General features: G+C 42.2%; 14 protein-coding genes and 1 pseudogene. All 15 read left to right on the top strand.

Features of this window, described 5'->3' with window-relative positions:
- Positions 1-62: 62 nt before the first annotated feature.
- A pseudogene (tilS, locus tag JVX94_RS14260) lies at positions 63-1,485 on the top strand (tRNA lysidine(34) synthetase TilS).
- Positions 1,482-2,021, top strand: coding sequence for a hypoxanthine phosphoribosyltransferase (gene hpt / locus JVX94_RS14255; RefSeq protein ID WP_008357399.1), 540 nt, complete (start codon positions 1,482-1,484; stop codon positions 2,019-2,021). Before tilS ends, hpt begins: the two are co-directional and overlap by 4 nt.
- A gap of 95 nt (positions 2,022-2,116) precedes the next feature.
- Positions 2,117-4,018, top strand: a complete 1,902-nt coding sequence (gene ftsH, locus JVX94_RS14250) for an ATP-dependent zinc metalloprotease FtsH (protein WP_095407542.1) — start codon at positions 2,117-2,119, stop codon at positions 4,016-4,018.
- 162 nt (positions 4,019-4,180) lie between these two features.
- The gene (locus tag JVX94_RS14245) at positions 4,181-4,957 is read left to right on the top strand and encodes a type III pantothenate kinase (RefSeq protein WP_024427185.1); all 777 of its coding nucleotides are present in this window, start codon (positions 4,181-4,183) and stop codon (positions 4,955-4,957) included.
- A gap of 14 nt (positions 4,958-4,971) precedes the next feature.
- Positions 4,972-5,847, top strand: a complete 876-nt coding sequence (gene hslO / locus JVX94_RS14240; RefSeq protein ID WP_024425653.1) for an Hsp33 family molecular chaperone HslO — start codon at positions 4,972-4,974, stop codon at positions 5,845-5,847.
- Positions 5,848-5,892: 45 nt separating this feature from the next.
- Positions 5,893-6,801, top strand: a complete 909-nt coding sequence (locus JVX94_RS14235; protein WP_144473125.1) for a peptidyl-prolyl cis-trans isomerase — start codon at positions 5,893-5,895, stop codon at positions 6,799-6,801.
- A gap of 77 nt (positions 6,802-6,878) precedes the next feature.
- Positions 6,879-7,802: a cysteine synthase A gene (gene cysK / locus JVX94_RS14230; RefSeq protein WP_024425655.1), complete on the top strand. Its 924-nt coding sequence runs from the start codon at positions 6,879-6,881 to the stop codon at positions 7,800-7,802.
- A gap of 124 nt (positions 7,803-7,926) precedes the next feature.
- Positions 7,927-9,345: an anthranilate synthase component I family protein gene (locus tag JVX94_RS14225; RefSeq protein ID WP_111292674.1), complete on the top strand. Its 1,419-nt coding sequence runs from the start codon at positions 7,927-7,929 to the stop codon at positions 9,343-9,345.
- A 13-nt stretch (positions 9,346-9,358) separates the two neighbouring features.
- Positions 9,359-9,952 carry an aminodeoxychorismate/anthranilate synthase component II gene (gene pabA / locus JVX94_RS14220; protein ID WP_205183542.1) on the top strand — a complete coding sequence of 198 codons (594 nt, stop codon included), beginning with the start codon at positions 9,359-9,361 and terminating at the stop codon, positions 9,950-9,952.
- Positions 9,949-10,797: an aminodeoxychorismate lyase gene (gene pabC / locus JVX94_RS14215; RefSeq protein ID WP_144486250.1), complete on the top strand. Its 849-nt coding sequence runs from the start codon at positions 9,949-9,951 to the stop codon at positions 10,795-10,797. The genes pabA and pabC overlap by 4 nt, the downstream gene beginning before the upstream one ends.
- Before the next feature lie 9 nt (positions 10,798-10,806).
- Positions 10,807-11,664, top strand: coding sequence for a dihydropteroate synthase (gene folP / locus JVX94_RS14210; RefSeq protein ID WP_095407545.1), 858 nt, complete (start codon positions 10,807-10,809; stop codon positions 11,662-11,664).
- On the top strand, positions 11,657-12,019 hold the full coding sequence (gene folB / locus JVX94_RS14205) for a dihydroneopterin aldolase (RefSeq protein WP_024425659.1): 363 nt from the start codon (positions 11,657-11,659) through the stop codon (positions 12,017-12,019). The genes folP and folB overlap by 8 nt, the downstream gene beginning before the upstream one ends.
- Positions 12,016-12,519: a 2-amino-4-hydroxy-6-hydroxymethyldihydropteridine diphosphokinase gene (folK, locus tag JVX94_RS14200; RefSeq protein WP_205183540.1), complete on the top strand. Its 504-nt coding sequence runs from the start codon at positions 12,016-12,018 to the stop codon at positions 12,517-12,519. Before folB ends, folK begins: the two co-directional genes overlap by 4 nt.
- Positions 12,471-12,704, top strand: coding sequence for a helix-turn-helix domain-containing protein (locus JVX94_RS14195; protein ID WP_024425661.1), 234 nt, complete (start codon positions 12,471-12,473; stop codon positions 12,702-12,704). The genes folK and JVX94_RS14195 overlap by 49 nt, the downstream gene beginning before the upstream one ends.
- Positions 12,697-13,698 carry a tRNA dihydrouridine synthase DusB gene (gene dusB, locus JVX94_RS14190; protein WP_197197475.1) on the top strand — a complete coding sequence of 334 codons (1,002 nt, stop codon included), beginning with the start codon at positions 12,697-12,699 and terminating at the stop codon, positions 13,696-13,698. The genes JVX94_RS14195 and dusB overlap by 8 nt, the downstream gene beginning before the upstream one ends.
- The last annotated feature ends 17 nt before the right edge of the window (positions 13,699-13,715 follow it).

The following is a 13,715-nucleotide window of genomic DNA, read 5'->3' as shown; positions in this document are numbered from 1 at the left end:
GCTACTGAAAGTGATAGGATATGTATATCTTTAAATTACCTGCTCTTTGTGAGGAGGAAGTTGTGAATAGAATTGAATCTTTTTTGAGAAAACATGATGTTTACCTTGAAAATACGACAGTCATTGTCGGGGTTTCCGGCGGACCGGATTCCATGCTCTTACTGCATGAACTTAACAAGCGTCGCAAAAGTTCCTATCAGCTGATTGCAGCCCATGTAGATCACATGTTCAGAGGAGAAGAGTCCTTTGCTGATTTGGCGTTTGTTGAGGCTTACTGTAAGGAGCACGAGATCCCTTTTGAATCGTCCCGCATACAGGTCACCCAATATGCAAAAGAAAACCGCTTAAACAAACAGGCAGCTGCAAGGGAGTGCAGATATGCTTTCTTTCGTCAATTGATGGAGCAATACAACGCTCAATTTATAGCGCTTGCACATCATGGAGACGACCAAGTAGAAACAATGCTGATGAGACTTGCGAGAGGGACTGTTGGTATTGGACTTGCGGGTATTCAAGCAAAACGTCCTTTTCAAAATGGGTGGCTGATTCGTCCGCTCATTGGATACTCTAAAGACGACGTGCTAAAAGCTTGTGAAAAAGAACATGTCCCCTATGTCATTGATCAGAGCAATTACACAGATGACTACTTGAGAAACCGGGTAAGAAGACATATCCTTCCTGTGTTAAAAGAAGAGGCACCTCATGTACATGAAAGCTTTCAGTTTGTAAGTGACATGCTGACTGAGGATGAGCAATACTTGCAGGCTTTAACAAAGGAACAAATGAACCAAGTGATAACGAGTCAATCGCCTAAACAAATTGAGATCAAAACGAAGCCTTTGCTTGACCTGCCTTTGCCTTTACAAAGAAGAGGCATTCAACTAATATTAAACTATCTTTATGAAAACACTCAATCAGCGTTTTCAAACCAGCATATTCTAGGGACTTTGGACTGGTTATCTCATACCGATCAACCGTCTGGATCATTAGATTTGCCAAAGGGTTTACAAGCTGTCAAGTCTTATGATTACTGTATGTTTACCTTTGAACGATCGCATGTATTAGACCAGTCTTATGCTCTTCACTTAAATGTTGAGCTCGGAGAAGAGCTTTTTCTCCCAAATGGACAGTCTATCGTCGTATCAAATCATGTTCCGAAGGATGCACGGAACGGAAACCATTTTTTCTTGCTTCAAAAAGATCATGTTCGTCTCCCTTTGATCATTCGCTCACGAAAAAATGGTGATCGAATCAAACTTAAAGGGATGAATGGATCAAAAAAGGTGAAGGATATATTTATTGATAAAAAAGTGCCTCTTGCAGAAAGAGACAGCTGGCCGATCGTCACTGACTCGGATCATCAAATCATCTGGATCCCAGGTCTGAAAAAATCCGTTTTTGAAGAAATTGATATGACAAACAGCGATCTCATTGTATTACAATATAGACAGCACGAAAATTTGTAGGGGGCAAGCAAAAGCATGAAACAAGATATTGAAAAGATTTTGATCTCAGAAGAAGAGATCCAGCAAAAAGTGAAGGAACTGGGTGCAACATTAACCAGCGATTATGATGGTAAATTTCCCCTGGCTATTGGTGTTTTGAAAGGTGCTCTTCCATTCATGGCAGACCTGATCAAACACATTGATACATATTTAGAACTTGATTTTATGGATGTATCTAGCTACGGAAAGTCTACCGTATCTTCTGGAGAAGTAAAGATCATTAAGGATCTAGATACTTCTGTTGAAGGAAGAGATATTTTGATTATGGAAGATATCATCGACAGTGGGTTAACTTTGAGCTATCTGGTAGAGCTTTTCCGATACCGTAAAGCAAATTCCATTAAAATTGTGACATTGCTTGATAAACCAAGCGGCCGCAAAGCAGACATCAAAGCAGATTATGTTGGATTTGAAGTGCCAGATGCATTTGTTGTCGGCTATGGATTGGATTTCGCTGAACGTTACCGAAACCTCCCGTATATTGGAGTGTTAAAACCATCTGTTTACGAAGGCTGATCAGCATACGTATACATGAGGTTATTGGTTGTGTTGGAATGATTTTCTATGATACTATTGAACATAGTTGTGCTTACTGTGGGAGGAGGTAAGGAATGAATCGGGTTTTTCGTAATACGATTTTTTATATACTTATTTTATTACTTGTGATAGGGGTCGTTAGTTGGTTAGGATCCCCAAATCAAAAGCCTGAGAACATGTCTTACAGCAAATTTTCGCAAAATCTAAGTGCGGGAAAAGTGGAGAGTATCTCCATTCAGCCTGTAAGAGGGGTTTATGAAATTCGTGGTCAATTAGATGGCGCGAAGAAAGATCAATTCTTCATTACCCATGTTCCAGATGGTCAAGGTGTTGACCAAATTTACAGTGCACTGAAGAATACAGATGTAAAAGTAGAACCAGCACCTGAAACAAATGGATGGCTGCAAGTTCTGACAACCATCATTCCGTTTATCATCATCTTTATCTTGTTCTTCTTCTTATTGAACCAAGCTCAGGGCGGCGGAAGCCGAGTCATGAACTTTGGTAAGAGTAAGGCGAAGCTTTACACAGAAGAGAAGAAACGTGTGAAATTTAAAGATGTTGCCGGTGCAGATGAAGAAAAGCAAGAGCTTGTAGAAGTGGTTGAATTCCTAAAGGACCCACGTAAATTTGCGGAGCTTGGCGCAAGAATTCCTAAAGGGGTTTTACTAGTAGGACCTCCAGGTACAGGTAAAACATTGCTTGCAAGAGCATCTGCAGGAGAAGCAGGCGTTCCTTTCTTCAGCATCAGTGGTTCTGACTTCGTCGAGATGTTCGTCGGTGTCGGTGCATCACGTGTACGTGATTTATTCGAAAATGCGAAAAAGAATGCACCTTGTTTAATCTTTATTGATGAGATTGATGCAGTGGGTCGTCAGCGTGGAGCCGGTCTTGGCGGTGGTCATGACGAGCGTGAACAAACGCTTAACCAGCTTCTTGTTGAAATGGATGGTTTTAGTGCCAACGAAGGTATTATTATCATTGCTGCGACAAACCGTGCAGATATTCTAGACCCTGCATTGCTGCGTCCGGGACGTTTTGACCGTCAAATTACGGTTGACCGCCCAGATGTTATTGGCCGTGAAGAAGTACTGAAAGTTCATGCGAAAAACAAACCGCTTGATGAGACAGTAAACTTAAAAGCCATTGCAAGCAGAACACCAGGGTTCTCTGGAGCAGATCTTGAGAACTTACTAAACGAAGCAGCACTTGTTGCTGCCCGTCAAAACAAAAAGAAAATCGATATGCGTGATATCGACGAAGCGACTGACCGTGTCATCGCTGGGCCGGCGAAGAAAAGCCGCGTCATTTCGAAGAAAGAACGCAATATCGTCGCTTACCATGAAGCAGGTCATACCGTCATTGGTCTTATCCTAGACGAAGCGGACATGGTGCATAAAGTAACGATCGTTCCTCGTGGTCAGGCAGGCGGATATGCGGTTATGCTTCCAAGAGAAGACCGTTATTTCCAAACGAAACCAGAGCTTCTTGATAAAATTGTCGGCTTGCTCGGCGGTCGTGTTGCAGAGGAAATTACGTTTGGTGAAGTAAGTACAGGTGCTCACAACGACTTCCAGCGTGCAACAGGCATTGCAAGAAGAATGGTCACAGAGTTCGGTATGTCTGATAAGCTTGGTCCGCTTCAATTCGGTCAAGCACAAGGAGGTCAAGTATTCCTTGGCCGTGATTTCAACAATGAGCCGAATTACAGTGAAGCGATCGCTTACGAAATTGACCAAGAAGTTCAGCGTTTCATTAAGGAGAGCTATGAACGTGCGAAACAAATTCTCACTGAGAATAAAGATAAGCTAGAAATCATCGCACAAGCCCTTCTAGAAGTTGAAACATTAGATGCTGAGCAAATTAAATCTCTTTACGAAACTGGAAAGCTTCCAGAGCGTGTATACGCAGATGACGAAGAGAAAAACGATGATGTGAAAGTAAACATCAAGAAAAAAGAAGATGAGGAGATCTAATCTCCTTCTGTGAAAGCTGCCGGGATCACCGGCAGCTTTTTTTATTTCGATTCATGAATGGATCGGTTTCGAATTGTTTACAAATGGAACTCAATTCGTGTATGGTATGATAGAAAGTCGAAAAATGCTCTTTTTGAGAAACTATTCAAAGTGGTGATGAAGTTGTTACTCGTGATAGATGTAGGAAACACAAATACCGTTTTAGGTGTTTATCATAATGGCGATCTAAACTACCATTGGCGAATTGAAACAAGCCGTCATAAAACAGAAGACGAATTTGGTATGTCCATCAGGGCTTTATTTGATTATGTGGGGCTGATGTTTGACCAAATAGAAGGAATTATCATCTCGTCTGTTGTCCCGCCAATGATGTTTGCACTTGAAAGAATGTGCGAAAAGTATTTTCACATAACTCCCCAAATTGTAGGGCCTGGAATGAAGACTGGATTAAACATTATGTGTGACAATCCAAAGGAAGTCGGGGCAGATCGAATTGTCAATGCAGTAGCAGCAATTCACCTATATGGGGCGCCTCTTATTGTGGTAGACTTTGGAACAGCAACAACCTACTGTTATATCAATGAACAAAAACAATACATGGGTGGAGCGATTGCACCGGGTATTACCATCTCAACTGAGGCTTTATATACAAGAGCGGCGAAGCTGCCGAGAATTGAAATTGTCCGTCCTGATCACATTGTTGGAAAAAACACTATCAGTGCGATGCAATCCGGCATCCTTTATGGATATGTTGGTCAAGTCGAGGGAATAGTGAAACGGATGAAGCAGCAAGCCAAACAAACACCGAAAGTCATTGCAACAGGCGGTTTGTCTACATTAATTGGAAATGAATCAGACTGTATTGATATTGTCGATCCGTTCCTTACATTAAAAGGACTGCAGCTCATTTATGAACGTAATCGTGTCGGTGTATTATAGGAGGTTTAAATTAAATGGATTACTTAGTTAAAGCGTTAGCATATGACGGAAAAGTCCGCGCATATGCTGCAAACACAACAGATACAATCAACGAAGCACAAAGAAGACATCACACGTGGCCGACTGCATCAGCAGCGATTGGCAGAACGATGACAGCAACAGTCATGATGGGTGCTATGCTGAAAGGTGAGAATAAGTTAACTGTCAAAATAGAAGGCGGTGGACCAATCGGCGCCATTATTGCTGATGGAAATGCAAAAGGCCAGGTACGAGGATATGTCTCAAACCCACAAGTTCACTTTGACTTAAATGAACATGGCAAGCTGGATGTTAGACGTGCAGTCGGAACATCTGGAACGTTAAGTGTTGTCAAAGATATCGGGCTGAAGGATCACTTTACAGGACAAACGGAAATCGTTTCAGGTGAAATTGGAGATGACTTCACTTATTATCTTGTTTCTTCTGAGCAAGTGCCTTCCTCTGTAGGCGTAGGCGTCCTTGTCAATCCAGATAATTCGATCCTCGCAGCAGGCGGTTTCATCATTCAATTGCTGCCTGGTACAGAAGATGCTGTCATTGAAAGACTAGAAAAGCGCCTGTCAACCATTGAACCAATCTCTAAACTCATTGAAAAAGGGATGACACCAGAAGAAATATTAGAAGAAGTACTCGGTGAAAAACCTCAAATTTTAGAAACTGTACCTGTCGAATTTTCTTGTAACTGCTCAAAAGAACGCTTTGCAAATGGCATTATCAGCCTAGGGAAAGCCGAAATTGATGATATGATTGAACAAGACGGACAAGCAGAAGCTCAATGCCATTTTTGTAACGAAACGTATGTATTTACAAAAGAAGAGCTAGAGGAGCTACGTGAAGAATTAACCCGCTAAGCTCTAAGCAGCGGGTTTTCTTTTTAGATGGAAAGGAGACGAAAGATGAGACTAAAAGCAAGAGTGGTATGGACATTTATCCTCGTGTTGCTCATGATTAATGCCGTTGTCATTGCATATGTATTAACAAAGTCACAAATGTCACAGGCTTCTTCTAACGGGAAGAGCGGTGAAGAAATTGCGTCGATTGGAAAAGAGAAGGTGACGCGTCAAGAATGGCTAAAGAAAATGGAAGACCGCTACGGAAAGGCGACACTTGAGCAAATGATCAATCAGAAGGTGGTCAATCAGCTTGCCAAGCAAAACAAGCTGGAGGTGTCTTCAAAAGAGATCAATCGTGAATTGCTCATGCTCAAAGCGGTGTCTAATAATTTCTATGAAGATGGACATACAAGTGAGAAGGAATGGAAAGATCAGATTCGTTATCAAATTTTATTAGAGCAGCTTTTAACGAGAGATGCCGTCGTTTCTGAAAAAGAAGCGAAATCGTTTTATGAAAAAAACAAGGACTTATATCAATATGATGATTCATACCGCATTCGCCATATCGTTGTGAAGACAAAGGGCGAGGCTGAAAATGTATTGAAAGATTTAAAAGGTGGATCTAGCTTCGAAGCTGTGGCAGCTGAACGTTCAATCGACCGTTACACCTCACCATACGGCGGAGATCTTGGATTTGTGACAGAAGAGCAGGAAAGTATCCCAGCCCTATACATACAAGAAGCTCAAAAGCTTCAGCCAGATGAATGGACGAAAGAGCCGATTCAGACCAAAAACGGGTATGCCATTATTCAGTTAAAAGAAAAATTAAATGGCCGCTCTTTCTCCTATGACGAAGTCAAAGATCAGATTAAAAGACAGATCGCCATGGAAGATCTAGGTGAAAAGGCGAATGTTAAAACCCTGTGGAAAGAAGCAAAAGTCACATGGTTTTACGATGGCGAGCAGGACTAAAAGCATTGACAAAATTTTTTGAAATTGATAATTTAATATTAATACAATAAAATTACTCGGAGATAGAGGTGTTAGTGATGGCTCGTATTGCAAATTCAGTTTTTGAACTAATAGGAAATACACCAGTCGTTAAATTAAACCGTTTAGTAGATGAAGACAGTGCGGATGTCTACTTGAAACTTGAATATATGAACCCAGGCAGCAGTGTCAAAGATCGTATTGCTTTAGCGATGATCGAAGATGCTGAAGCAAAAGGAACATTAAAAGCCGGCGATACGCTTATTGAACCAACAAGCGGAAACACAGGAATCGGCCTTGCAATGGTAGCGGCTGCTAAAGGAATCAATGCGATTTTGGTTATGCCGGACACAATGAGTCAGGAGCGCCGCAACCTTTTACGCGCTTATGGTGCGGAGCTTGTCTTAACACCAGGTGCAGAAGGAATGAAAGGTGCCATCAAAAAAGCGGAAGAATTAGCAGAAGAGCATGGTTACTTCATGCCTCAGCAATTTAGCAACGAAGCCAATGCGGAGATTCACCGTCGTACAACTGGGAAAGAAATTCTTGAACAGTTTGACGGCGAGCTTGATGCATTTATTGCAGGTGTTGGTACGGGCGGTACAATTACAGGTGCTGGTGAAGTCCTAAAAGAAGCCATCCCATCCATTCAGCTTTATGCAGTAGAGCCGACAGATTCCCCTGTATTGTCAGGCGGGAAGCCAGGTCCGCATAAAATTCAAGGAATTGGAGCAGGTTTTGTTCCTTCAATCTTGAACACAGAAATATATGACGGCATCATCCAAGTGAAAAACGAAGATGCATTTGAGCTTGCAAGAAAAGCAGCGAAAGAAGAAGGAATCCTTGGCGGTATTTCTTCTGGAGCAGCTATTTACGCAGCGCTTCAAACAGCGAAGAAGCTTGGTAAAGGGAAAAAGGTTCTGGCAATCATCCCAAGTAATGGTGAGCGTTACCTCAGTACACCGCTTTATCAATTCGATTAAACCAATCACCCCAGCATTTGCTGGGGTTTTTTCATGAATTCTTAAGATGGAAAGCAAATACTATTTTCTAAATAAATTGGATTGCATTACAATAAGGTTAATGAAAATGAAAAAGGATGATAACATGACACAACGCAGGCCGATGGGCATCAAAATTCCTTTTACGAAAGATGCATTTTTGAAAAGATACGAACAATTAACTGCTCGTGAAACACATCATGTGCTTCTTGAAAGTGCACGCGGCGGTTCATATAGCATCGCTGGTATTCACCCGATCGCTAAAGCAAAGGGGAAGGATGGGATGACGACCATCCATTATCAAGATGAGGTGCTGTTTAAAGAAGGTGATCCATTCAGAGCGTTTACGGATTGGTTTCAAACTCTTCAAACTGAAACGAACGATGATTACCCCGACTTTCAAGGTGGAGCAATTGGGTTTTTAAGCTACGATTATGCTAGATACATCGAGCATTTTAAGATGCTGGCGATTGACGACCTTCAAACACCAGACCTTTATTTCCTCGTGTTTAATGATGTTGCAGTCTTTGATCATAAAGAGCACGCGCTGTGGCTGATTACTCACACAGAGGAAACGGAATCAGTGAGTAAAGCGAACCAAAGGCTTGAAGAATGGAAGCAAAAATGGACAAGCTCTTTTGAAGAATCAGCACAATCACCTGTAAATGAATTTTCCACAGAATTTGTACCAGCAGCACCTTTCACTGAAGAAACCTTTGGAGAAGCAGTAGAGAAAATTAAGCAATATATCGCAAACGGTGATGTGTTCCAAGTGAACTTATCCATCAGACAAGATGAACAGCTTCATACTCATCCGTATGATTTATACAAAACGTTACGTCAAGTAAATCCATCTCCTTACATGTCTTACTTGCATACGCCTGACTTCCAGATTGTTTGTGGATCTCCAGAGCTGCTGATTAAGAAAAAAGGAACTCAGCTAGAAACAAGACCAATTGCCGGAACAAGATCACGAGGCAAAGACGACGCTGAGGATCAAGCGCTGGCAAAGGAACTCATTGAAAATGAAAAAGAACGTGCAGAGCATGTGATGCTCGTTGATCTTGAGCGGAATGACCTTGGACGCGTATCCACTTATGGATCCGTAAAAGTGAACGAATTTATGGCGATTGAGAAATATTCACACGTGATGCATATTGTATCAAATGTACAAGGGGAGCTGCGTGATGAATGTGACGCGGTAGATGTCATGAGAGCTGTATTCCCAGGTGGAACGATTACAGGTGCTCCAAAAGTGAGAACAATGGAAATCATAGAAGAACTTGAGCCAACAAGACGTGGGCTTTATACTGGATCTATAGGCTGGTTTGGATTCAATCAAGATATGCACTTTAATATCGTCATTCGTACTGCGTATTGTACAGAAGGAAAAGCCTTTATGCAGTCAGGTGCGGGGATCGTCATTGATTCTGTCCCAAAACACGAATATAAAGAATCGATTAAAAAAGCCTATGCAGTGAAAAAAGCATTACAGCTGAGCAAAGAAGAGACTATTTTGAGTTAGAGGTGAGCAGAGTATGATTTTAATGATTGATAATTATGATTCATTTACGTACAACCTGGTTCAGTATTTAGGTGAGCTTGGAGAAGAATTGATCGTGAAACGGAATGATCAAGTAACCATTCAAGAAATTGAAGAGCTCAAGCCGGATTTTCTTATGATTTCCCCAGGGCCATGCAGTCCTGATGAAGCGGGAATTAGTATGGAGGCGATCAAGCACTTTGCAGGAAGCATTCCGATCTTCGGCGTGTGTCTAGGTCATCAATCCATCGCACAAGTCTTTGGCGGGGATGTCGTTCGAGCAGAGCGCTTAATGCATGGTAAAACGTCAGAGATTAAACATGACGGAAAAGGCGTTTTCACAGGACTTCAAAATCCGCTCGTCGCAACGAGATATCATTCGTTAATTGTCAAAAACGAGACGCTGCCAGAGTGCTTTGACACAACAGCCAGCACAAAGGAAGGCGAGCTAATGGCGATTCGCCATAAAGAATTGCCGATTGAAAGTGTGCAATTCCATCCTGAATCGATTATGACGTCCTTCGGAAAAGAAATGCTGAAAAATTTCATTGAAACCTATCGTAAAAAGGGGCATGAAGTAAACGCATGATCATTTATCTGAACGGTCAGTATATAGAGGAGAAAGACGCGACTCTTTCTCCTTTTGATCATGGTTTTCTATATGGCATCGGTGTATTCGAAACATTTACCAGCCTGGCAGGACAAGTCTTCCTGTTAGATTGGCATCTTGAAAGGCTCAATCAATCATTACGTGACCTTTGCATCGAATCCACAATAGAGAAACCATTTGTACTCGACATCATTCATACTTTACTGAATAAAAACCAAATAGCCGGCGGCCATGCGAGAATTCGCTTGAATGTTTCTGCAGGCAGAGGCAATGGGTTTTCTGCAGATTCTTATGAAGAGCCTGTCGTTTTTGTCATGATCTCTCCATTCCATCCTGAATCTATTTTGGATGAGAAAAAGGGAGTCATTCTTCAAACAAGAAGAAACACACCAGAAGGACCAAGACGCCTCAAGTCTCATCATTATATGAACAACCTGCTCGCGAAAAGAGAAGTGGGGAATGACCCGGGGTTAGAAGGAATCTTTTTAACAAAAGAAGATGATGTGGCAGAAGGCATTACCTCGAATATATTTTGGCGAAAAGATGATGTGATCTATACACCGTCACTTGATACAGGCATTTTAAATGGGGTTACTCGTCGATACTGTATGGAAGCGCTCCACACTATGGGGGCCTCCCTAAAGGAAGGACAATATCCAGTCTCGCATTTGCTCTCAGCTGATGAGGCGTGGATGACCAATTCTGTTCAGGGAGTTGTACCTTTCGGGAGTATAGGAAACATCCACTTGTCCAAAAACAGCCGGACCATCTCAACAAAGTTAAGAATGCAATACACAAAAGAACGTCAAGACCATAAAGAGTAGGTGGACACAATGACACAACAATTGATAAAACAGCCTAAAATCATACAGGCCAAGCATCACACCCTTAGTTATGAAGAAAAGACATTGGTCATGGGCATTTTAAATGTCACTCCTGACTCTTTTTCAGATGGAGGAAAGTTTAATCAAGTAGATAAAGCACTGGCTCATGCAGCGCAGCTGATAGAAGACGGGGCGCATATTATTGATATTGGCGGAGAATCGACTCGCCCGGGAGCGGCACTTGTCTCGGAAGAAGAAGAGCTTTCTAGGGTCATTCCTGTCATTGAGAAGATCACAAAAGAATTAGATGTACCTATCTCTATTGATACGTATAAAGCCCGTGTCGCAGATGAAGCGGTGAAAGCTGGAGCTTCCATCATTAATGATGTATGGGGGGCGAAGGCAGATCCCCAAATGGCACATGTGGCAGCGAAGCACAATGTCCCAATCATTTTAATGCACAATCGGCCAGAACGAAACTACACACATCTGATTTCAGATATGATCGCCGATTTGAAAGAAAGTGTCCAAATTGCTCAGCAAGCGGGTGTCCGCGATGACATGATGATATTAGATCCAGGTGTAGGATTTGCGAAAAATAAAGAGGACAACCTGAAGGTCATGAATGAACTCGAACATTTTTGTCACCTTGGATATCCACTGCTGCTAGCTACATCTCGAAAACGATTCATTGGTGCTGTCTTAGACCTGCCGCCTGAAGAACGTACTGAAGGAACAGGTGCGACGGTTTGCCTTGGGATTCAAAAGGGCAGTGCGATGGTCCGTGTACATGATGTAAAAGAAATAGCAAGAATGGCAAAAATGATGGATGCCATGCTGAATAAGGGAGGCGCTTATCATCGATAAAGTATATGTAAATGGAATGGAATTTTATGGGTACCACGGTGTATTTGCAGAAGAAAATAAATTAGGGCAGCGATTCCGCGTGGATTTAACAGCTTCACTTGATTTAAGTAAAGCCGGACAGACTGATGACCTCAATGAGACCATCAACTATGCAGAGCTTTACCAAATTTGCAAAAGCATTGTAGAAGGCGAGCCGGTCAATCTCGTTGAAACACTGACGGAAAGAATTGCAAACCAAGTGTTAAAGGACTTTCCGACAGTTCAGGAATGTACAGTGAAGGTGATCAAACCAGATCCACCAATTCCAGGACACTATCAGTCCGTTGCAATTGAAATGACGAGATCGCGCACATGAATAATACAGCATACATCGCATTAGGCTCAAACATAGGTAAAAAAGAAACCTATTTAAGAGAAGCTGTCAAAAAACTGCATGAACATCCAGAGGTTCAAGTGGAATTAATCTCATCGATATATGAAACACCACCTGTAGGCTATGAAAACCAAGATGACTTTTTAAACATGGCCGTAAAAATTACCACTTCACTTCGTCCAGAGGAGCTGCTGTCTCTTACTCAGAAAATCGAGCAGGAGTTAGGCAGAACCAGAGAAGTGAGATGGGGTCCGCGAACGGCTGACCTTGACATTTTACTTTATAATCGTGAAAATATTGAAACAGAACAACTTGTAGTGCCGCATCCTAGGATGTACGAACGTTTATTCGTTCTTGTCCCGATGAGTGAGATTTGCCCAGAAATCGGCGAAGTACAAATAAATGCCGTAACAGACCAAGAAGGTGTAAGCATATGGAAAAAGACATGTGGGGTAGAAGAATTCGTGCATACCGAAAGCTAAAAGGGTATACTCAGGAAGGGTTCGCGAAAAGACTGGGCATCTCTGTCTCTGTCTTAGGAGAAATTGAGCGAGGCAATCGATTACCAACAAACCAATTGGTTGGTCAAATAGCAGATGCTTTAAATATAACGGTGGAAGAACTTTCACCAATTCTTGAAGAAGAAAGGAGGGGGAAAAATGTTTAAAATCGGAGATATCGAGATTAAAAACAAAGTAGTGCTCGCGCCAATGGCTGGTGTGTGCAACTCTGCTTTCAGACTGACCGTGAAAGAGTTTGGAGCGGGCTTAGTCTGCGCTGAAATGGTCAGTGACAAAGCGATCCTGATCAACAATGCGAGAACAATGGGAATGCTATACATTGATGAACGGGAAAAGCCTTTGAGCCTTCAGATATTTGGAGGGGAAAAAGACACACTCGTCGAAGCGGCAAAGTTTGTAGACCAGAATACCACAGCTGATATTATTGATATCAACATGGGCTGTCCTGTACCAAAGATTACGAAATGTGATGCAGGAGCGAAATGGCTCCTTGATCCAAACAAAATTTATGAAATGGTCTCTGCTGTCGTAGAAGCTGTAGACAAACCAGTTACTGTGAAAATGAGAATGGGCTGGGACGAAGACCATATCTTTGCTATCGACAATGCCCGAGCTGTAGAACGAGCAGGTGGACAAGCGGTTGCGCTTCACGGACGGACACGCGTGCAAATGTACGAAGGAACAGCGAATTGGGATATCCTCAAAGAGGTTAAACAATCTGTTTCAATTCCTGTCATCGGCAATGGCGATGTCAAAACCCCTCAAGATGCAAAACGTATGCTTGATGAAACGGGTGTGGACGCTGTCATGATCGGAAGAGCCGCACTTGGAAACCCGTGGATGATTTATCGCACGGTTCATTATTTAGAAACGGGTGAACTGAAAGAAGAGCCAAACGTACGTGAGAAAATGTCAGTATGCAAACTTCACTTAGACCGACTCATTGACCTGAAAGGTGAGCATGTGGCTGTTAGAGAAATGAGAAAACATGCGGCATGGTACTTAAAAGGGGTCCGCGGCAACGCTGACGTAAGAAACCAAATCAATCAAAGTGAAACGAGAGCGGAGCTTGTACAAGTTCTTGATGACTTTACGATCGAAGCCGAGGCAAAAGAGCTTCAAAGTATAAAAGTAGGATAAGACTATCTTTCTTTTTG

Source organism: Bacillus sp. PDNC022, assembly GCF_016919285.1.
Classification (GTDB): Bacteria; Bacillota; Bacilli; order Bacillales; family Bacillaceae; genus Bacillus; species Bacillus safensis.
Note: the sequence above shows the minus strand (reverse complement) of the source record. Positions and strands in the feature narration are given on the sequence as shown.

Coding starts and splice junctions, on each gene's coding strand:
- hpt (WP_008357399.1), top strand. CDS start 1,482: ATGAAACAAGATATTGAAAAGATTTTGATCTCAGAAGAAGAGATCCAG.
- ftsH (WP_095407542.1), top strand. CDS start 2,117: ATGAATCGGGTTTTTCGTAATACGATTTTTTATATACTTATTTTATTA.
- hslO (WP_024425653.1), top strand. CDS start 4,972: ATGGATTACTTAGTTAAAGCGTTAGCATATGACGGAAAAGTCCGCGCA.
- JVX94_RS14235 (WP_144473125.1), top strand. CDS start 5,893: ATGAGACTAAAAGCAAGAGTGGTATGGACATTTATCCTCGTGTTGCTC.
- cysK (WP_024425655.1), top strand. CDS start 6,879: ATGGCTCGTATTGCAAATTCAGTTTTTGAACTAATAGGAAATACACCA.
- JVX94_RS14225 (WP_111292674.1), top strand. CDS start 7,927: ATGACACAACGCAGGCCGATGGGCATCAAAATTCCTTTTACGAAAGAT.
- pabA (WP_205183542.1), top strand. CDS start 9,359: ATGATTTTAATGATTGATAATTATGATTCATTTACGTACAACCTGGTT.
- pabC (WP_144486250.1), top strand. CDS start 9,949: ATGATCATTTATCTGAACGGTCAGTATATAGAGGAGAAAGACGCGACT.
- folP (WP_095407545.1), top strand. CDS start 10,807: ATGACACAACAATTGATAAAACAGCCTAAAATCATACAGGCCAAGCAT.
- folK (WP_205183540.1), top strand. CDS start 12,016: ATGAATAATACAGCATACATCGCATTAGGCTCAAACATAGGTAAAAAA.
- JVX94_RS14195 (WP_024425661.1), top strand. CDS start 12,471: ATGGAAAAAGACATGTGGGGTAGAAGAATTCGTGCATACCGAAAGCTA.
- dusB (WP_197197475.1), top strand. CDS start 12,697: ATGTTTAAAATCGGAGATATCGAGATTAAAAACAAAGTAGTGCTCGCG.